18 protein-coding genes and 1 pseudogene are annotated in these 18,717 nt (G+C 71.6%); 3 read left to right on the top strand and 16 right to left on the bottom strand.

The features are described 5' to 3' along the window. The 16 genes and pseudogenes from IG54_RS38470 to IG54_RS0131530 form a co-directional block, all read right to left on the bottom strand. On the bottom strand, positions 1-1,394 hold a 1,394-nt coding region (locus IG54_RS38470; RefSeq protein WP_037898096.1), incomplete at its 3' end, for a hypothetical protein. Between the two features lie 210 nt (positions 1,395-1,604). Then, a pseudogene (locus IG54_RS43910) lies at positions 1,605-1,673 on the bottom strand (zinc-ribbon domain-containing protein); the annotation flags it as partial. 143 nt (positions 1,674-1,816) lie between these two features. Further along, on the bottom strand, positions 1,817-2,512 hold the full coding sequence (locus IG54_RS0131595) for a demethylmenaquinone methyltransferase (protein ID WP_030792497.1): 696 nt from the start codon (positions 2,510-2,512) through the stop codon (positions 1,817-1,819). Between the two features lie 171 nt (positions 2,513-2,683). Continuing rightward, the gene (locus IG54_RS0131590) at positions 2,684-3,283 is read right to left on the bottom strand and encodes a hypothetical protein (RefSeq protein WP_030792495.1); all 600 of its coding nucleotides are present in this window, start codon (positions 3,281-3,283) and stop codon (positions 2,684-2,686) included. 7 nt (positions 3,284-3,290) lie between these two features. Beyond that, on the bottom strand, positions 3,291-4,505 hold the full coding sequence (gene mqnC, locus IG54_RS0131585) for a cyclic dehypoxanthinyl futalosine synthase (protein WP_030792493.1): 1,215 nt from the start codon (positions 4,503-4,505) through the stop codon (positions 3,291-3,293). 71 nt (positions 4,506-4,576) lie between these two features. Then, entirely contained in the window at positions 4,577-5,305 is a 729-nt protein-coding gene (locus IG54_RS0131580) for a prepilin peptidase (protein WP_051820210.1), read from the bottom strand. 67 nt (positions 5,306-5,372) lie between these two features. Beyond that, positions 5,373-8,411 (bottom strand): bacterial transcriptional activator domain-containing protein, encoded by a 3,039-nt coding sequence (locus IG54_RS0131575; protein WP_030792488.1) that lies wholly within the window; start codon positions 8,409-8,411, stop codon positions 5,373-5,375. A gap of 190 nt (positions 8,412-8,601) precedes the next feature. Continuing rightward, positions 8,602-9,060, bottom strand: coding sequence for a pilus assembly protein TadG-related protein (locus IG54_RS0131570; RefSeq protein WP_030792486.1), 459 nt, complete (start codon positions 9,058-9,060; stop codon positions 8,602-8,604). Positions 9,061-9,065: 5 nt separating this feature from the next. Further along, entirely contained in the window at positions 9,066-9,506 is a 441-nt protein-coding gene (locus IG54_RS0131565) for a TadE/TadG family type IV pilus assembly protein (RefSeq protein ID WP_030792483.1), read from the bottom strand. After that, entirely contained in the window at positions 9,506-9,883 is a 378-nt protein-coding gene (locus IG54_RS0131560; RefSeq protein ID WP_030792480.1) for a TadE family protein, read from the bottom strand. Before IG54_RS0131560 ends, IG54_RS0131565 begins: the two co-directional genes overlap by 1 nt. Positions 9,884-10,002: 119 nt before the next feature. Then, positions 10,003-10,272, bottom strand: coding sequence for a hypothetical protein (locus IG54_RS0131555; RefSeq protein ID WP_030792477.1), 270 nt, complete (start codon positions 10,270-10,272; stop codon positions 10,003-10,005). 76 nt (positions 10,273-10,348) lie between these two features. Beyond that, a complete protein-coding gene (locus IG54_RS0131550) occupies positions 10,349-11,278 on the bottom strand; it encodes a type II secretion system F family protein (protein ID WP_030792474.1) in 930 nt (309 codons plus the stop codon). Beyond that, positions 11,275-12,276, bottom strand: a complete 1,002-nt coding sequence (locus tag IG54_RS0131545; protein WP_030792471.1) for a type II secretion system F family protein — start codon at positions 12,274-12,276, stop codon at positions 11,275-11,277. Before IG54_RS0131545 ends, IG54_RS0131550 begins: the two co-directional genes overlap by 4 nt. A 7-nt stretch (positions 12,277-12,283) precedes the next feature. Next, positions 12,284-13,594, bottom strand: a complete 1,311-nt coding sequence (locus IG54_RS0131540; protein ID WP_030792468.1) for a CpaF family protein — start codon at positions 13,592-13,594, stop codon at positions 12,284-12,286. Further along, a complete protein-coding gene (locus IG54_RS0131535) occupies positions 13,591-14,427 on the bottom strand; it encodes a hypothetical protein (protein WP_030792465.1) in 837 nt (278 codons plus the stop codon). The genes IG54_RS0131540 and IG54_RS0131535 overlap by 4 nt, the downstream gene beginning before the upstream one ends. Positions 14,428-14,444: 17 nt before the next feature. Next, positions 14,445-15,182 carry a hypothetical protein gene (locus IG54_RS0131530; RefSeq protein WP_030792461.1) on the bottom strand — a complete coding sequence of 246 codons (738 nt, stop codon included), beginning with the start codon at positions 15,180-15,182 and terminating at the stop codon, positions 14,445-14,447. A gap of 466 nt (positions 15,183-15,648) precedes the next feature. Here IG54_RS0131530 and IG54_RS0131525 point away from each other — a divergent pair, with 466 nt between their 5' ends. The 3 genes from IG54_RS0131525 to IG54_RS0131515 all read left to right on the top strand — a co-directional run bounded on the left by IG54_RS0131525 (position 15,649) and on the right by IG54_RS0131515 (position 18,579). After that, positions 15,649-16,587 (top strand): S1 family peptidase, encoded by a 939-nt coding sequence (locus tag IG54_RS0131525; RefSeq protein WP_078594734.1) that lies wholly within the window; start codon positions 15,649-15,651, stop codon positions 16,585-16,587. A 280-nt stretch (positions 16,588-16,867) separates the two neighbouring features. Further along, positions 16,868-17,545 (top strand): hypothetical protein, encoded by a 678-nt coding sequence (locus tag IG54_RS0131520; protein WP_030792456.1) that lies wholly within the window; start codon positions 16,868-16,870, stop codon positions 17,543-17,545. A gap of 59 nt (positions 17,546-17,604) precedes the next feature. After that, the gene (locus IG54_RS0131515) at positions 17,605-18,579 is read left to right on the top strand and encodes a hypothetical protein (protein ID WP_234336413.1); all 975 of its coding nucleotides are present in this window, start codon (positions 17,605-17,607) and stop codon (positions 18,577-18,579) included. Positions 18,580-18,717: the final 138 nt, after the last annotated feature.

The raw sequence follows: 18,717 nt of genomic DNA, 5'->3' as shown, positions 1-18,717 counted from the left end.
GGGGTGGGGGTGCTCCCCGAGGGGGTCGGTGCGGGGCCTGCCGGGGTGGCTGGGGCCTGCGGGGTGGCCGGGGCGTGCGGCACTCCAGGTGCGTACGCGGGGGCGAGGGGGGCGCTCTGGCCCGCCATCCGCAACAGGTAGGGGCCGAGCAGTGCGGCCGCGGAGACCCAGAGCAGCCCGAAGAGCAGCACCTCCGGGACGCTCAGCCCCACCTCCACCTCGCCCTTGCCGCTGCTCCCGCCGAGGCCCGAACCCCCGCCGACGGCCGCGCCGGACGCCTCGAAGCCGGTGCCGCCGACCCCGGCGAGCAGCAGGACGAGGCCGAAGAAGACGGCGGCGGAGAGCAGTTGCTCGCCGCGGTGCACGCAGCGGCGGGCGGCGAGGACGCCGATGGTCAGCGCGCAGACCAGGCCGAGCGCCAACGCGCCCACGATCGCCCAGTCGTTGGTGGCGTCACCCAGCTCGGAGAGGCCGAAGGACCTGCTCTGGGACCCGCCGCCGTACAGCGAACTGCTGCCGCTCACGGCGGCCTCGACGCCCGCGCCCCAGCCGATGCCGAGCGCCGCGATCGCGAGGTTCGGCAGGATGAGCAGGGCGACCAGGAGCGGCGAGATGTCGGCGTCGTCGAGGTCGGTGATCTCCTTCAGGTCGTCCACCTGCGCCAGGCTGACGAAGGCGACGAGCGAGCAGAGCACGAGGACGACGGCGAGGGCGCGCAGCGCGGTGCCCACGGCCCGGACCGCGCTCTGCGCGCCGGGGCGCGCGGCGCCCCACGGGTGCAGCACGCCGCAGGAGACGACGAGCGTGAGCGCCAGTGCGCCGAGCGCGGCGAGCGCCGGGGACGAGGACAGCTCGAAGCCCTCGATCTCGGGCTGCGCGAAGAGCGCGAGCGCCAGGACGCCCGCGGTCACCAACAGCGTGACGCGCAGGGCCGCTTCGAGCCCGGCCGTGCCGCCGCCGCCCTGGCCGCCGTGCCCCCGCGCGACGAGGCGGTTGCGGAGAACGCGTACGCCGATGAAGAGCGCCACGATCACCAGCGCGGTCACGGTGAGCGGGACGAAGTGGAAGGAGACGCTGCCTTCGAGGGCGGCCCCGGAGGCGTCCGAACCGAGCCCACCCGATCCGAGCCCGCCCGAGCCGAGGCCGTCCGACGCGCCGAGGCCCGGCCGACGGTCACTGCCCGTCAACTCAAAGCCGCCGCCGACCGATTGGAGGAGCAGCGCGAGGCTGATCCGCAGCCGGTCGGTGAAGTCGACGACCACCTCGTCGTCCTGGCCGTACGAGGGGATCGCGATGCCGATGGCGCCGATGAGCAGCAGGGCGAGGGGCCAGAGCGCGGCCTGCGCGGAACCGGCCCAGTCACCGCGGAACGCCCGCCCGAAGAAGGCGCCCACGACTGAGGGTTGAGCGGGGGCGGGGGCGAGGGCGGGAGCGGGGGCCGGGGTGTAGGCGGGTGGGGGCGGCGATGAGGGCGCCGAGGGAACGGCATCCTCCGGAGCCTGGCCGTCCGGATCCGCGTCATCGGGAGCGGGAACTTCCGCCTCGGGAGCCTTCGTTGGAGCGGGCGGCGCCTTGGGAGCCGTCGGCTCTGAAGGGCGTTCCTTGCCGCACTTCATGCAGAAGCGGGCCTCATCAGGGGCAGCGGCCCCGCAGTGCGGGCAGTACGACGCCATCAAACGCTCCGTCACAGTCCAGGAGAACCCGCCCATGAGCGGGAAGGACCGACCCTATAAGAACCGCATAAGTTTCGGCGCGGGTCGTATCAACGGACACATCTTGCCCGGTGGCCGGTTCCCTCCCGGACCCAGCTCCTTGGTCAGTCCCGCTTGAAGCCCCGGTGCAGCGCCACGACGCCGCCCGTGAGGTTCCGCCAGGCCACCCGCGACCAGCCCGCGTCCCGCAGCCGCGCGGCGAGCGCGGGCTGGTCGGGCCAGGAGCGGATCGACTCGGCGAGGTAGACGTAGGCGTCGGGGTTGGAGGACACCGCGCGGGCGACCGGCGGCAGCGCCCGCATCAGGTACTCGGTGTAGACCGTCCTGAACGGCGCCCACGTCGGGCTGGAGAACTCGCAGATCACGACCCGGCCGCCGGGCTTCGTCACGCGGTACAGCTCGCGCAGCGCGGCATCGGTGTCCTGGATGTTGCGCAGCCCGAAGGAGATGGTGACGGCGTCGAAGGTGTCGTCCTTGAACGGCAGCTTCGTCCCGTCGCCGGCCGTGAACGGCATCCAGGGGTGCCGCTTCTTGCCCACCTGGAGCATCCCGAGCGAGAAGTCGCAGGGCACGACGTACGCGCCGGCCTGGGCGAAGGGTTGCGAGGACGTGGCGGTGCCGGCGGCGAGGTCCAGGACCTTCTGCGCGGGGCGCGCGTCGACCGCCTTCGCCACCTCCTTGCGCCAGAGGCGGGCCTGGCCGAGGGAGAGCACGTCGTTGGTGAGGTCGTATCGTTCCGCGACGTCGTCGAACATCGTGGCGACTTCGTGCGGCTGCTTTTCCAGGGTGGCTCGGGTCACCCCGCCATTGTGGCAGGCGGGTCCTCGCCTCGGGCGGCGGGCCTTTCGCCTGCGGCGGGCCTTTCGCCTGCGGCGGGCTGGGGGGGCCTCTCGTCTGCCCGGTGCGGTCTGCCGGCCCGTGCGGGTCCGGTTTGGTTGCTCGCGCAGTTCCCCGCGCCCCTTACGGGGCCCTCAGCGGGCCCTGTACACCAATCTGCCGGCCACCACCGTCGCCACGCACGTTCTCGGGCCCTGTCTTACCAGTTCGGGGCGGGACGGGACGTCGAAGATCGCGAAGCGGGCCGGGCCGCCGGTCGTCAGTGCGGGCAGGAGGACCAACGGGGTCGGTGAGAGGGACGGGGGGCCCGGCAGGCGTGGTGGGCGTTGCGCTACCGCCAGGCCTGCCCTGCGGAGCGCGTCCAGGACCGGGCGGGCCCGCAGCTCGCCCGCGACCGCCACCGTGCCGTGCGCCAGCATCCGCTGCACGCCCCGCCGGGCGCTGGCGCCGAGACGGGCCGGGTCGGCGCGGAAGATGGCCCGCGCGCGTTCCCCGGTGATGGGCTCCGTGCCGAGGCTGTCGGCCTCGCGCGGGTCCGGGTGATAGGTGGCTTCGAGCAGTTCCGGGCCGTACGGATTGAGCAGGCCGGGGGTGAGGATGCCGGGCCAGCGGCGGACCCGGGCCGACGGGTGCGCGGCGGCCAGATCCTCGTACGGGCCGACGGCGGCGACGCTCGCCCCGTCGGCCAGGACCGCCGCCTCCGGAGAGCGTTCGGCGACGTGAAGTGTCAGCACGGCGGGCTCAGTTCGTGGCGAGGAGCTTCAGCTCGGGGTGTGCCGTGCCGCCCTCGATCGCCGTGGACGAGATGTGGGAGGCGACGCGGTCGTCGACCGGGTCGTTCGCCGGGTCGTCATGCACGACCAGGTGTTCGTACGTGGTGGCGCGCTGGGCCGGGACGCGGTCCGCCGTACGGATCATGTCGATCATCTCGCGCAGGTTCGAGCGGTGCTTGGCGCCCGCCGAGGAGACGACATTCTCCTCCAGCATGACCGAGCCGAGGTCGTCCGCTCCGTAGTGCAGCGTCAGCTGGCCCGCCTCCTTGCCGGTGGTCAGCCAGGAGCCCTGGATGTGCGCGACGTTGTCGAGGAAGATGCGGGCGATCGCGATCATGCGGATGTACTCGAAGATCGTCGCCTGCGTACGGCCCTTGAGGTGGTTGTTCTCGGGCTGGTACGTGTACGGGATGAAGGCGCGGAAGCCGCCGGTCCGGTCCTGTACGTCGCGGATCATCCGCAGGTGCTCGATGCGCTCGGCGTTGGTCTCGCCCGTGCCCATGAGCATGGTGGACGTCGATTCCACGCCCAGGTTGTGGGCGATCTCCATGATCTCCAGCCAGCGCTCGCCGCTCTCCTTGAGCGGGGCGATGGCCTTGCGCGGCCGCTCCGGCAGCAGCTCGGCGCCCGCGCCCGCGAAGGAGTCGAGGCCTGCGGCGTTGATCCGCTGGATGGCCTCCTCCACGGAGACCTTGGAGATGCGGGCCATGTGCTCGACCTCGGACGCGCCGAGGGAGTGAATGACCAGCTGCGGGAAGTTCTCCTTGATCGCCGCGAAGTGCTCCTCGTAGTACTCGACGCCGTAGTCCGGGTGGTGTCCGCCCTGGAACATGATCTGCGTACCACCCAGCTCGACCGTCTCCGCGCAGCGGCGCAGGATGTCGTCGAGGTCGCGGCTCCAGCCCTTCTTGGTGTCCTTCGGGGCGGCGTAGAAGGCGCAGAACTTGCAGGCCGTCACGCAGACGTTCGTGTAGTTGATGTTCCGCTCGATGATGTACGTCGCGATGTGCTCCGTACCGGCGTAGCGGCGGCGGCGCACGGCGTCGGCGGCGGCGCCGAGCGCGTGCAGCGGGGCGTCCCGGTAGAGGGCGAGCGCCTCCTCGGGGGTGATCCGGCCACCTGCGGCGGCACGGTCGAGGACGGCTGTGACATCAAACGACGTGAGGTCGGCCTTCTCGGTCACCGGGACGTCCCTTTCGTAAGGGTTCTGGACGGACCAAGCCAGCGTACGCCAGCCTTTCCGGAGCCCCGACGTCAGGCGGAGTACGCCCCGAGGAGCAGCCCCACGAAGGCTCCGCCGATCAGGAAGGGCCCGAAGGGGATCGCCGTCTTCCGCCCGGCTCGGCGGGCGGCGACGAGCCCGATGCCGTACAGCGCGGCGAGGACGAACCCGGCGAAGGTGCCGAGCAGCAGCGCGCCCCACCCGTACCAGCCGAGCACCGCCCCGAGGGCGAGGGCGAGCTTCACGTCGCCGAAGCCCATGCCGCTGGGGTTGATGAGGAAGAGCACGAAGTACGCGCCGGCCAGCGCGAGCGCCCCGTACAGCGCGCCCGTCCACTGCCCCGCGTGCCCGGGTGCGAGCGCGGCGCCCCCGAGCAGTACGAGCGCGCCCGCGGCGAGCGGCAGGGTGAGCACGTCCGGCAGCCGGTGCACGCGGAAGTCGACCACGGCGAGCAGCACGCCGAAGGGCGCGAGCAGTAGCCACGCCCCCAGCTCGGGGCGGGCCCCTGTGGCGGCTGCGAGGGCGACGCAGACGGCCGCGGTAGCGGTGGCGAGGAGGACGGTGCGGGGTCCGTACGTGTCCCCGTGCCCGCACCGCGCGATCCCGACCCACGCGCCGAGGGGATGCCCTTCGGGGCACTCGCGCCGCCAGCTCTCGTCCGGCTGGACGGAGAGGCGGTAGGCGGCGCGGGGGACGAGGGCCCCGGTGAGGGCGCCCCAGAGGGCGCCGAGGAGGACGAGGAGCGCGATCAAGACGTTCACCTATTCGACGCGGGGCAAACGGGCGGGTGGGTGGGGAACATCGCCGCGAAGCGGCGGCAGACCCCCACTAGCCCGCAGCCGAGACCCCACTGCGCCACGCGGGCACCAACTCATCCAGCAACGCCTCGGTACGAGCGGGCAACCCCCGAGCCCCACTCCGGGCCAGGAGATCAGCCGCGACCCCCTGCAAGCGGGCCGGATCCTCCGTCGCGGCCGTAGCCCGGAGCAACTCGTTCCAGAGCCGCTCATCCCCCGGCGCCGAGCCCAGCGCAGCGGTCAGCGCCTCGATCGCCTTCTCCGCCCGCCCCTTCTCCAGGTGGAACTCCGAGAGGGCGAGACCGATGTCGGCGACGAGCAACGGCAGCTGCGCGTCGATGATCTCGTGCGTGAGCCATCCGTACCGCCCCTGCGGCCGGTCGGCGAGCAGCGGTCCGCGTACGAGCACCAGCGCGTCGGTGAGCATCCGTCCGCGCACGGCGCGGTTGCCGGAGCCGCGCCCCTGCGTGGCCTCGTGGTACAGCGAGCGCAGCACGTCCAGGTCCGAGACGACGGACTTGGCGAGGGTGAGCCGCCCGCTCCGGTCGGCCCGCAGCCGGGGCGATCCGTCGGGGTCGGTGCCGAGCCACGCGCGCAGCCGCTCGACGAGCGCGTCGCGTACGTCCTCGGTGACCCCGCGCGGCCACAGCGCGGAGGCGAGCACCCGGGGGTGGACGCCCTCGCGGTGCATCAGGAGCAGGGCCAGCGCCTCGTGCATCAGCGCGCTGCGCTCGCTGTCCGGGGTGTCGAGGCCGATGATCTCGTACGTACCGACGAGACGGGCGTAGACCGCGGGCCGCCCCTGCTCGGTGACGTCGACGAGGAACGGCGGCGCGGCGGCAGCGGGGCCGCCGCCGGGGCCGGTGGGGTGTCCGGAGCCGTCCGGGTCGGCCTCGGTGAAGAGCCGGACGACGGCACGCTGCTGGGTCTCGGGCAGTGTCTGGGCCGCCAGTTCGAGGCCGAGCAGCGGCGCGAGCAGCTTGCCGTCCCGGGTGATCTCCATCTCCCAGGCGGCGCCGGGCAGGTCCCCGGACTCCGTACCGACCAGATAGCCGATGCCCAGGCGGCTGGCGTCGGCGGCCAGTTCGGCGAGCTTGACGGCGTCCTCCCCGGTCGGCTCGGCGGCGAGCAGCACGAGGTGCGGGGCCCAGCGGGTGTGCTGGGCGGGGCCCGTGCGGCCGGTGAGCACGGAGTCGTGCCCGGCGGCGCCGAGCGCGCCGCGCCGCTGCCGGGTCTCGGCCTCCATGGTCTCCAGGAGGGCCTCGACGTCCTCCAGGTGCCGCAGCCGGTTGGGGGCGAGCGGGGTGAGGTCCTGGCCGAAGCCGACGAGGGTGATGGTCATGCGGTCCGACCAGCCGTTGGTGGCCAGTTCGGCGGCGACCGAGGCGAAGACGGCGGCGCGGTCGCTCGCGCTGCCGCTCAGCGAGACGATGCCGGGCACGGACTCCAGGTTGAGGAGCAGCCGTGATTCGTCCAGCGTACCGAGGCTGACGAGCCCCGGGTAGGGAGCGGCGGTGTCCGCGTCCTCGTACCGCTCGGCGTCGGCGCGGGACAGCATCCAGAACGTCTGGTCCTGCCCCAACTGCCAGGGCTCGGGCGGCCGTCCGGCGGGCTGGGCGAGCTGGAGGTGCAGGTCGCCGTTGCTGAGCCAGGCCGCGTACACGGTCGGCAGGGCGCGGTTCTCCTCGGCGAGCGAGGCGGCGAGGCCGCGCAGCGACAGGTCGAGGAGGCGTACGCCGTCGGGGTCGGCGCCCACGAGCAGCGCGTCCTGCGCGGCGGCGGCGTCCCCGGTCGGGGTCGGCGGATGCATGCCGCGATGCCCGCCGATCGCGCTCATGGCCGACTGCCACAGGGCGTTCCGGCGACGGCGCCCGAGGGCGCCGAGCAGGCCGGCCGCGAGCAGGGGGGCGCCGAGGAGCGCCTCGGGCAGCCCGAAGTCGGAGCCTTCGGACGCGGTGCCGCTTCCTTCGGTGGCGGGGGCTTCAGCTGCGGGGGCTTCGACCGCGGGGGCCCCGGGGGTGGCCGGGGCCTGCGGCATGGCGGGCTTTCCGGGCGCGGCGGGGCGCTGCTCGGGAAGGACGATGTGCGCGGTGTCGTGGTCGACGGAGCTGCCGCCGCCCTGCTCCTGGCCGCCGCCCTGTCGCTGATCGCCGGTCTTGGAGTAGTCGGAGATCTGCTCCTTGACGTCCTCGGAGACCTTGGGCGCCTCGTCGGGCATCTCGACCAGCTCGCCGCCGTGGGCGTCCGCGGGCATCTCCATGATCCAGCCCGGCCGGATGAGGCTGGCCTCGGAGAGCTTCGACCCGTCGGGCTGCTCACGGTCCTTGTTGAGCTGGTAGATCTCCTTGTACCGGCGGCCGTCGCCGAGGTGCCGCTCGGCGATCTCCCACAGGGAGTCGTGGTGGCGCCCTTCGGGGGGCTGGATCCGGTAGTACTTCGTGTCGCCGTCCCTGGCGCTTCCGTCGGCGTGCGCGGCGGCCTGCTCGGCCTGCGCGGCGAGCGCGTCGGCGGCGCCGGCGGCCTGCTGCCGCTCCTGCCCGAAGAGGCCCCCGGGAGTCTGCTGGGCGCTTGCCGCGGAGGCGGGCTTCTGGTTCCCCTCAAGCGACTGCCCGAACTGCGAGAGTCCGGGCGCGAAGCTGGCCGCGGTGGCGCCGACGAGGAGGAGGGCGGCGACGAGTTGCCGCGCGAGCAGCTGGCTGCCACCGGCTCCCGGGACCCGGCTCGGAATGCCGACTCCGGAGAGCGCGGCCTTTATCTCCACGAGGACGCAGGCGGTGAACTGCGCCCAGGCGAACCAGACGACGACGGTCAGCACGTTGATGAACGTGCCGACGGTGATCTCCTGCTGCAACCAGCTCAGCGAGGGCGCCCCGTCCGGCAGCGGCCACCCCACGAACACCGCGAGGGCTCCCGGCACGCCGACCAGGAGCACGGCCAGCGCGACAAAGGCGAGGAAGGCCTTGACGAAGTCTCCGACGGAACGCCGACGCCCCGGCAGCGGCTGCGGGGTCCGGTTCCGCGGCGCCTGCGGATCAGGCGGGCTCGTCGAGCGTGAGGTGGTGCGCGCCATGGCGGGAGTCCTGGTGTCCGGTGGGGAGAAGTGGATGCTGACGGGGATGGTGTCGGTGCCAAGAGCCTACTGAGGCGATGGTACGGAAGGTGCCGGAGGTCAAACAGAGGTGCGGGTGGGGGGCCGCCCGTTTGGTAACTGGCCGCGCCGAAGGCTCGATTCGCGTGGCCGCACGACGGGGTGACGAGCTTCAGCCCACCTCGTTCTCCGCGACCGCCCGCCCCGTCACCGTGACGTCGCCGCCGTAGAACATGCCGGTGAAGACAGGGCTGTACGTCATCCGGACCTCCACCTCGACCTGTTGGGCGTTGGCCGTGACGCAGTGGGTCGCGGCCGCGTCCGCGCCGCTCAGTCCGGCCTCCTGGACGAACGCCTGGACGCGGGCGCCGCAGTTCTCGAAGTTGATGGGGGCGCCCTTGACACCCTCGTAGATGCCCTCGGTGTCGAGGTCCTGCGCGGCATAGCGCGCGGCCTGCTCCGCGATGTCCGCGGCGCGTTCCCGTTTGGAGATGGAGAGACCGCCGTCGATCACGAACGCGGCGAGGGCGAGGAAGACGAGCGCGAAGACGATGACCGCGCCCGCGCCCGAGCCGCGGTCGTCCAGTGCATCGCGGCGGGCGGCGGCCCAAGCGCGTACAGCGGGGGGAATCGTCGTCACGCCGACCTCCGGTAGGGGTCAAGCGGAGAGCTGAAGCTGGCCTTCAGGGTGGTCGGCACATCGAGGCCGATCATGGCCAGGCCCCGCACCTGGCAGCTGACTTCGACCGTGAAGAAGGGGTCGACGTCCTCGTCGAACCCGGCGCTCTTCTGCACGACGCTGACCGGGCCCGAGCAGACGTCCGCGAGGTCCGCCCGCGCGGCCTTGCGCGCCTCCGCCAGTGCCGTGCCGTGTTCCTTCTGGATGGAGCCCGCGCGTGCCGCGTCCCGCGCCGCGCCGTCGATGGCGCCTCGGCCTTCGACGAGCTGCCCGAAGGCCACCAGGACGAGGATGAAGAGGATCATCACGGGGGCGAGGATCACGACCTCGATGGTGGAGAGCCCCCGGTCGTCGCCGCGGTGGGGCCGGGGCCGGGGAGTCCGGGTTGCGTCACACATCAGCCGTCGTCCTCCACGAACCGCTCCACCGGTCCGGAGGACTGCGCGTGCACGGTGAAGTCGAGCCCGGGGAACACCCTCGGCACCTTCGCCGTGATCTCCACGCCGACCGTGCCCGCCTCCGGCTGGATGGTCCGCACCTCCGGGTCGATCACCAACTGCGGGCCGAGCTGGCGGATGTAGGCGTCGACCACGTCACGTGCCTCGCCGCGCCAGCCGCCCGCGTTCTCGTCCGCCGTCGCGCGGGCCTTCCGCGCGCCCGCCTGGGCCGCCGCCTGCGCCACATGGTCCGCGAAGAAGTACAGCGCGAACTGCACCGTCGCGAAGATCATGAAGAACAGTACGGGGGTGAGCAGCACGAACTCGATCGCGGTCATGCCGGACTCGCCGCGGGTGGAGGCGGCCTCCACCCTGCGACGTACCCATCGTCTTGCACGCTCGCGCACGCGTGTCCGCTCCCTGTCCCCGTCCCCGTACGTCCCCGTTCACCGCCGGATCAGCAGGTGCTGCCCGCGTCCGCGCCCTCGATGCACTCGCCGACCTTGGTCGCGCCCTTGTCCAGGGCCGCGTTGATGATCGCCGCCACGGCGCCCACGATCGCCACGACGACCGCCGAGATGATGACCCACTCGACGGCGGACGCGCCGCGGTCAAGCTCGCCCGACCTGACCCGCTGCACGCGGCCCTGTAGGAAGGTGATGACGAAATCCAGGCCGGGGTTGCCGGTGCTGAAGTCCCGCCCGTCGAGTCCGTTCGGTCCGTTCATGGTGTGTGTCCTCTCAGAGTGGTGGGGGGAGGAGGTGCCGGGCCCCGTTGTCGCCGGCACCGTCGTCGAAGGGCGGCTACACCTGGAACACGCGCATCGCCGCCGGGAAGATGAGGAAGACCAGGAATCCCGCGCAGAGCAGCAGCTGGGCCACCAGCATCGACTGGGACTTCTCGCCCGCGCTGCCCTCGATCTCGGCCAGCTCGCGATGCCGCATCGTTTCCGCGCGGGAGGCGAGCGACTCGCGTACCTTCGCGCCGTCGTCCGCCACCAGCGCCAGGGACGCCGACAGGTCCTTCAGCTCCTCGACGCCCAGTTCCTCGCCGAGCGTGCCGAGCGCCTGCCACTGGCTGACGCCGGTGATGCGGGCGTCGGCCAGCGCGCTGCGGATACGTTGCGTCGCCCAACCGTCGGAGACCTCCGCCGCCGCCATGAGCGCCTCGGGGAGGCCGCGGCCGCCGGCGAGGCTCATCGACACCAGGTCCAGATAGGCTCCGATGACGCGGCGCAGATCGCGCCGCTTGTCCGCCGCGTCCCTGCGTACTTCCAGATCGGGCAGGAAGAAGAAGATCGCGCCGAACATCAGCGCGAGCCAGACCGGGATGATCGGACTTCTGCCGAACCCGAGCTGCCCGATGATGACGAAGAGGAACGGGCCGAAGAAGACGCCGGCCGCCGCCAACAGCATCTTCGTCGCCAGGAACTTCTCCCAGCTGCGGTCGAGGACCGCGAGGTCGGCCCGCAGCGACCGCTGCTCCCACCCCTGCTGGAGGTAGAAGTCCGCCACGCGCATGCCGATGCGGGTCCGCACCGAACCGATGCGGCCCGGCTTCTCCACGTCCGACGTGGCCCGGTGCGACTCGTACGCCGCGCCGCGCGCCCGCATCGCGTCGATGCGGGCCACCTGGGCGACCGCGCTCTGCCGGGACGGCATCAGGGCGCGTACGAGGGCGAAGATGCCGAGGCCGAGCACCGCGCCGACCACTATCGGCAGCGTCAGGCTCATCGACGTACCCCCTCGGGAGAGTTGGCGTAGCCCGGCAGGCCCTGCTGGGACTGCTGCTGGGGCCGGTCGGGGGCGGTGGCCGGGCCCCGGGGCCGTACGAACTGCACGCCCGGCTCGTCCTTGACCAGGAAGCGGTCCGGCGTCTCCACGGTCGACAGCTTCCGCAGCCACCAGAAGCCCAGCGCGAACAGGGCGCAGACCATGGCGAGGACGAGCTGGCCGACCGGCGTGCCGTAGGGCTCGACGAACTCGCGGTTGAAGATGGACAGACCGAGGACGAAGGCGACGGAGACGGCCACGACGATCTGCACCGAGCGGCGCGTCGAGGCGCGCTGCGCCATGACGCGCTGGCGCATGTCGACCTCTTCGCGCGCCGACTTGGCGAGCGCGCCGAGCACTTGGCGCAGGCCGGGGCCGCGCAGCTTGGCGTTGAGGACGAGCGCCGCGACGATGATGTCCGCCGAGGCGTCGTCGATCTCGTCGGCCAGGATCTGGAGGGCTTCGGGCAGCGGAGTGCGGGCGCGCAGCCGGTCCACCAGGGCGTCCAGGTGGGGGCGGAGCACGGGCGCCGCCGCGCGGGCCGACGCGGGGATGGCCTGTTCCAGGCCCACCGCGCCCGCGATGGTGTCGCGCAGCGATTCCGTCCAGGCAGCCAGCGCCTCGACGCGCTTCATCTGCGCGCGCTCCTCCGCGGCGCCGCCGAAGAGCTTGTCCCAGAAGAAGACGAGGATGCCGGCGGCGATGCCCGCCACCGCCCAGCGGGTGAGGAGGAGGACGACCAGGCCGACACCGGCGGCGAGGGAGCCGCGGCGGCCCGCGAAGCGGAGCAGTTCGCTCGCGCGCTCGCTCGCCTTGTGCTTCTCGTGCTCGGGCTTGGCGGGCAGGCCGCGGATCGCGATCGCGAGGAGCGCGATGCCGCCGCCCGCGGCGACGCCGCAGACCAGTGCGTACAGGACGGGCAGCGAGAAGAGGCCGCCCATGGAGCCGGGTCCGTTCATGTCGTGCTCACCCCCATTGCCCGGCGGGGCGGTAGCCGAACGCGGCCAGGTCGTCCATGCAGGCGATCGGCGCGTGCGCGACGACCCGCCCGTCGGAGGCCTCCGCGAAGACCTCGCTGGACAGGACGCGGCCGTCGACGCCGTTGACCTCGCGGATCGAGGTCACCATGCGCTGGAGCTTGCCGCCGGACTGGTAGTTGTTGCGCCGCTGGATGAAGACGACGAAGTTGACCGCGCCCGCCACCAGCATCTGGCTCGCCTCGATGGGGAGGCGTTCGGAGGCCTGGAGCGCGTAGGTGGAAATACGGTTGAAGACCTCGCTGGAGCTGTTGGCGTGGATCGTGGAGAGCGAGCCGTCGTTGCCCTGCGACATCGCGTTGAGCATCGTCACGATCTCGTCGCCGAGGACCTCGCCGACGATGACACGGGAGGGGTTCATACGCAGCGAGCGGCGCACCAGCTCCGCCATCGAGATCTCGCCCTGGCCCTCGGAGTTGGGCAGCCGCTCCTCGAACGCCACGACGTTCGGATGCAGATCGGCGAACTGGTCGAGGCCCAGCTCCAGGGCGCGCTCGACGGTCACCAGGCGCTCGTGCGGCGGGATCTCGTTGGCGAGGGCGCGCAGGAGCGTGGTCTTACCGGCGTTGGTCGCACCCGCGATCATGATGTTCTTGCGGGCCCGGACCGCGCAGGCCAGGAAGTGGCCGATCTCCGGGGTGAGCGTGCCGTTGCCGACGAGGTCCGACATGAAGACCTTGCCCATGCGGGCGCGGCGGATGGACAGGGCGGGGCGGCGCGTGACGTCCATGACCGCGGACAGGCGCGAGCCGTCGGGCAGCCGCAGGTCGAGCTGGGGGTTCGCGGAGTCGAAGGGGCGGGAGGACAGACCGGAGTAGGCGCCGAGGATCTGGATCAGCTCGACGAGTTCCTCGTCGGTCTCGGCGACCGGGTCGGCCTTGGTCTCGCGGCCGTCGGCGTATCCGACGAAGACCTGGTCGCAGCCGTTGATGTCGATGTTCTCGACCTCGGGGTCGTCGAGCAGCGGCTGGAGCCGTCCGACGCCGAAGAGGGCGGCGTGCACGGCGGCCGCGTACTGCTCCTCGGTCTCCGCGTCGAGGGGGGTGCGCCCGGCGTTGATCTCCGCGCGCGCGTACTCCTCCAGGATCTGCGCGATGACGGCGCGGGCGTAGTGCCGCTCGTCCTCGCCCGACATCGGGGTGACGCCGGAGATCTGGTCGACGCGGCGCTGCTCGGCGATGCGGTCGCCGGCCTCCTGCCGGAACCGCTTCACCAGCTGGTGATCGACGGGCGTGCTCATCGGCCCGCTCCGGGCTGCGTGGCGACGGGGCCGGCCCAGGCGGCGCCGTACTGCTGGTACAGGTCGACGGTCACCTTGCGGGCGGAGCGGATGAGCAGCGACTTGTCGAGCCGTCCGCGCTTGCGGCCGGCCAACTGGTCGGCGCCGGACGGGTCGTCGGCAAGGGTGCCCACGACGCGGGCGCCGGTCTGCGCGGCCATCAGCATGTCGTTGACCTGGTGGACGAGCTTGGCCGATGCCGACGGGTCGGCGATCAGGAGTACGCCGATGAGCGGGGTCGCGAGCGAGGCGGCGCCCCGTGCGCCGCCGTGCAATTTGGTGGCGAGGGCCGCGGCACGGTCGCGTACGCGGGCGAGCGCCTCGGGCTCGGTGCGCGAGACGAGCAGGACGAGGGCGGCCTGCGGGAACAGCTCGATGGCCGGGGTGTCGCCGCTGACGCGTCCGCAGTCCGCGATGACGTCGGCGGGCGCGTGCGGCGAGTCGGCGAGCTGCGAGAAGGCGCGCCCGAGGGTCGGCCAGAGCCCGGCGAGACCGGCGGCCTGCTCGGCGTTGCCGAGTCCGACGAGGACTTCGAGTCCGCCGCTCAACGGCTGGGTGTGGTCCCAGAGTTGGTCGGGCACGAGGCCGCGGCGGGCCGTGGCGGCGATGGAGAGCATGCCGGTGTTGGGGTTGAGCGGTCCGCCGTGCGCGGCGGCGCTGCGGTAGACGAGGTCGCCCCCCGCGGGGTCGGTCTCCGCGACCAGTACGCGGCGCGGCCAGACGGCGGCCAGCGCGACGGCAGCGGTGGTGACGCCGGGCGACCCTTTGTCGGCGGCGAGAGCGATGAGCGCCATGTCTCCTCTACTCGCCTCTAGTTGCTGTCGCCGGTGACGCGGACGACGACGACCTTGCTCTCGGACGCGGCGCTCGCCAGGGCCGCGACCTCGTCCTGCGGGACGAGGAGGGTGACGGTCTGGTTGCCGGTGCTCACGGTGGCGTCGCTCTTGGTGGTGACGGTGCTCACCTTGGCGGCGGCGACCAGGGGCGACCCGCTTCCGGAGCTGCCGCTTCCGGAGGAGCCGCTGCCGGAGGAGCCCTTGCCGGTCGCGGTGCCGGACACCACGGGGTAGGCGGCGACGGTGTCACCGGGCTTCAGGTCGGCGGGGTACTGGCCCTCCTTGAGGGAGAGGCCGACGGAGGCCTTGCCCGCGGGCAGGCTCTCCTTGGCGCCGAACATCTCACCGACGGCGATGGCACCCGCCGGAACGGTGCTCTTGGCCTTCAGCCGGGAAAGGGCCCCGCGCTGCTTCCACTTGACGTAGTGGATCGACGAGTCCTCGGCGACCATCATCGGCTGGATGTTCTTGCCCTCGGCGGGCGACTCGCCCGCCGGGATCTCCTTCGTCACCTTGACGACCTCGATGCGGTCGCCCGCGCGCAGCACGAGCACGGTGGCGCCGAGCGCGCCGAGCAGGATGAGGAGTACGGCCAGTGCGGCCAGCGCCGGTTTGCGCTCGCGAGGCGGCGCGGGAAGGCGCTCACCGACCGTCGGCTGAGCCGGCGCGGCGGAACGGTTGTTGCCCGCCCCCATACGCTCCTGGATCTTCACGCAACTGCTCCCCGCACGCCCAAGAAGATTCGGTCAATTTCCGTCATTAGCGACACTCGCGACTCTCTACGCCCCGCCTCGGGCGGGCTATTCAGCCCCAGGCTCAGTGTCAAGTCATCGCACCGTATCAGCAGCATATAAGCCCCTCAAGGCGCGTCAGATCTCGCCAAGCCCACGTGCCCCATCGTTATTCACGCGCAATCCGCACGGGTTGGTTCCCCTGCCGTTCGGGGGTTGGGGGCGCGGCATTTGTGTGCGTACGCGAATGCTTCTGAGGGGGGCGGCTCCCCGGGGGCCCCTGGGGCAACCCCCCGGTCCGCTATGCCCTCTGACACTGCGCACGGAGGGCGCGAAGAGGCTGACTGGCCGACGGGCCGGCGGGCTGACCAACGCCCTTCCCATGCACCCCTGTTAACCCGTGCTGCGGGCAGCGGCACGAAAGAACACGAAAGAGACGCACCCCCCCATGACGCGCAAGTCCCCCGAGTCCCCCCAGTCCCCGCTGAGTACCCCCGCCCCCACCCGCACTCGCACCCGCACCCGTACCCGCACCCGCAAGGCCGGTTTCGCCGCTGGTCTCGCCGCCACCACGGCCGCCCTCGCGATGGTCGCCACCTCCGCCCCCGCGGCCCACGCGATCGTCGGCGGCACCGAAGTCCCCAACGACGCGTACCCGTTCATGACGGCTGTCATGGAGAAGGGCGCGGGCAGCGCGCTCGACCGGCAATTCTGCGGGGCGAGCCTGATCGGACCGGACGTCGCGGTGACGGCCGCGCACTGCCTGGTGGACGAGGCGGGCAAGCCCGTCAAGCCGAAGACGCTCCAGGTCGCGGTGGGCCGCACGGTGCTGTCGTCCCGGCAGGGGCAGATACGGAACATCGCCAAGGGCGGTGTGGTCGTGCACCCGCGCTACCTCAAGGGCAAGGAGGCCTACGACGTGGCCTTCCTCCAGCTGGAGAAGCCGGTCCGCGGCATCTCCCAGGTGGCGCTCCCCACGCAGGGCACCGACGCGCTGATCCGCCCGGGCCAGAGGGCGACGGTCGCGGGCTGGGGCAACACGGACACGGAACTGACCCACACCCCTGACCGGCTGCGCGAGGTGAAGGTCCCGATCCTCTCCCACGCCGAGTGCCGGACGAGCTACAAGGAGTACGACGCGAAGGTCAACTTCTGCGCCGGCGTGGAGACGAAGGACTCCTGCCAGGGCGACAGCGGCGGCCCCATCTTCCGCAAGGTCCCCGGCCGCGAGGCCCCGATCCTGATCGGCGTCGTCTCATACGGCGACGGCTGCGGCGCGCAGGGGGCCCCCGGCGTCTACACGTCGCTCAGCTCGTCGAAGCTGTGGAAGACGCTGGATGAGTCGGAGGCGGGCAGGAAGGTCAAGCGGGGGTTGAAGCGGCGATGACCTTCCGGCGATGACCTTCGCGCACGTCGCGTAATCCGGGTGTGCGGCCCGGGACGCAGGAGTTCCACGGCGTTCCGGGCCGCTCGGTCAACAGGTCGGTGGTGAGGCAGTGGCGGACACCGCCCGGTCCAGCGGTGCACCAACGAACTCGCCCTATACCTCGACCCGTTAGCGCCCGGCGAGACATCCGCAACTCAGCGAGGATGCCCCTGGCGAACCCCGTGTCCATTTCAGTACCTTCAGGTGGCTTGAAGAACTGTCGCCCCACCGGGAGTCCCTCGTGAACCGCAGTCGCACCCTGCCCGTCGCCGTCTCCCTGACGGCTGCCGCTGCCCTCATCCTGAGCGGGTGCGGGGGTGGGGACGACAAGGGCTCGGGTAACGACAAGATCGCTGGGGCGGAGGGCGATAGCGGTAAGACAAGTGCGGAACCGGCCGACAAGTCGAGCGAAGCGCCCCGCATCGACCGGCCGAAGATGGAGCTGCCCTCTGATGTGCGGCTTGCCTTCGACAAGGCCGCCGTGTCCGACGAGGGGGCTGCGGCTCTGGGCGACGCCCAGAACTTCGTACGCGCCGTCATCCACGGGATCGTGAAGCAGGACGCCGACGACGCCGCGTACAAGTTCTACTCGGAGTTTCAGAGCCCTGCGTGGAAGTACGCGAAGCAGCAGATCCAGGCCAATATCAAGGCCGGCGTGACGGTCACCGGGAAGAGCCGCTACACACGCCCACAGGTGAAACCCGTCGAGGGCGCCAAGGATGTCGTCGTCTCGTTCTGTAGCAACGACTCGTCGTTCTACAGCAAGGACGTCAAGAGCGGAAAGACCCTTCGCACCAAGGACAGCCTCAGGGACTACTCCCACTGGCAGATCGGGATGACCCCGGCGAAGAAGACCGAGGGGCTGTGGCAGGCCAAGGCGATCCAGGTGAAGGAATCAGCGGCCCAATGCAGGGAATAACGGGGAAAACCATGCGCAAGGCACTCACCGTATCGGCACTCTGCGCCTCTCTCATCGCAATGGCGAGCAGCCCGGCCATGGCCGGGCTGGGGCCCGGCCGAGGAACCGCGGAAGCGACCAAGGGCCCCGACCGCACCTTCGGGGCCAAGGTCACCATCAAGTACACATCCTCCGGAGGAGGGGGGACCGGTAAGGGCCCGGTGACATCCGTCGACCCCAACTGGTCCCCGCCCGCCTGCTGGTACGCCCCGGAGTGGAAAGCCACCGAGTTCCGGGACTTCCGGCAGCGCCTGAACTACGCCGCGGCGCACGACCCGGACGCCGGTGACGCCCGTGCCGAGATCTCGGACGAGAACGAGAACTACGCCCGCGGCGAATACGACAACTTCAACATCGACAAAGAGAAGGACGGCATGTGGTGGGGGGCGCAGCAGAACCCCGACGCCCCACTCGACGAGCAGATGAAGTGCGACCGAGACCCGTTCTGGGTCAAGAACGGCGAGGTACCGGAAGGCGTACCTGAGGTCATCAAGCCGGAAACCCTCGCGGGCCTCGCCTACAACCAGATCCAGGTCCCCGGCACGAAGGTCACCCTCGCTCCAGGTGGCGCCTCCAAGGTGAACCTCCCCACGTGGGCCTGGCTCGACAAGGGTGACTTCAAACCGGTGTCGGTCACCGCCTCGCTCGACGCTCCCGGCCTGCACATCGAGGCCACCGCCACCGCGAAGCCCGTCTCGCTCACCATCAAGCCCGGCACAGAGGACGCCCAGCTGATTCCCGCGTCCGGTACGTGTGCGATCAACGACGACGGATCGATCGGCGAGCCGTACGCGAAGGGCAAGTCGGAGCAGACCCCGCCGTGCGGAGTCGTCTACCAGCGCTCCTCGGGCGAAGGCACCTACAACCTGCAAGCCACGGCGACCTGGGAAATCACCTGGGAGGGCACCGGCGGGGCCAAGGGCGAGTTGCCCAACGGCGAGTACGGCAATGACCAGGCCGTCAAGGTCGAGGAAATCCAGTCCGTCAACCGGTGAGTCTGTCGGGCCCTTCAGTCGGCCCGCTCCCCCCTCGGCTCGGCGGCGGCAGCAGCAGGCTGCCGCCGCCGTCGCGTCACGGGCACGATCCGACGCCCACACGAGTCTGCCGGGTCGTGTTCTTCACCTCATCCCCCC

Source organism: Streptomyces sp. NRRL S-920 (assembly GCF_000717945.1).
Taxonomy (GTDB): Bacteria; Actinomycetota; Actinomycetes; order Streptomycetales; family Streptomycetaceae; genus Streptomyces; species Streptomyces alboniger.
The sequence above is the reverse complement of the archived record's forward strand: the minus strand, read 5'-3'. Positions and strand labels throughout refer to the sequence as shown.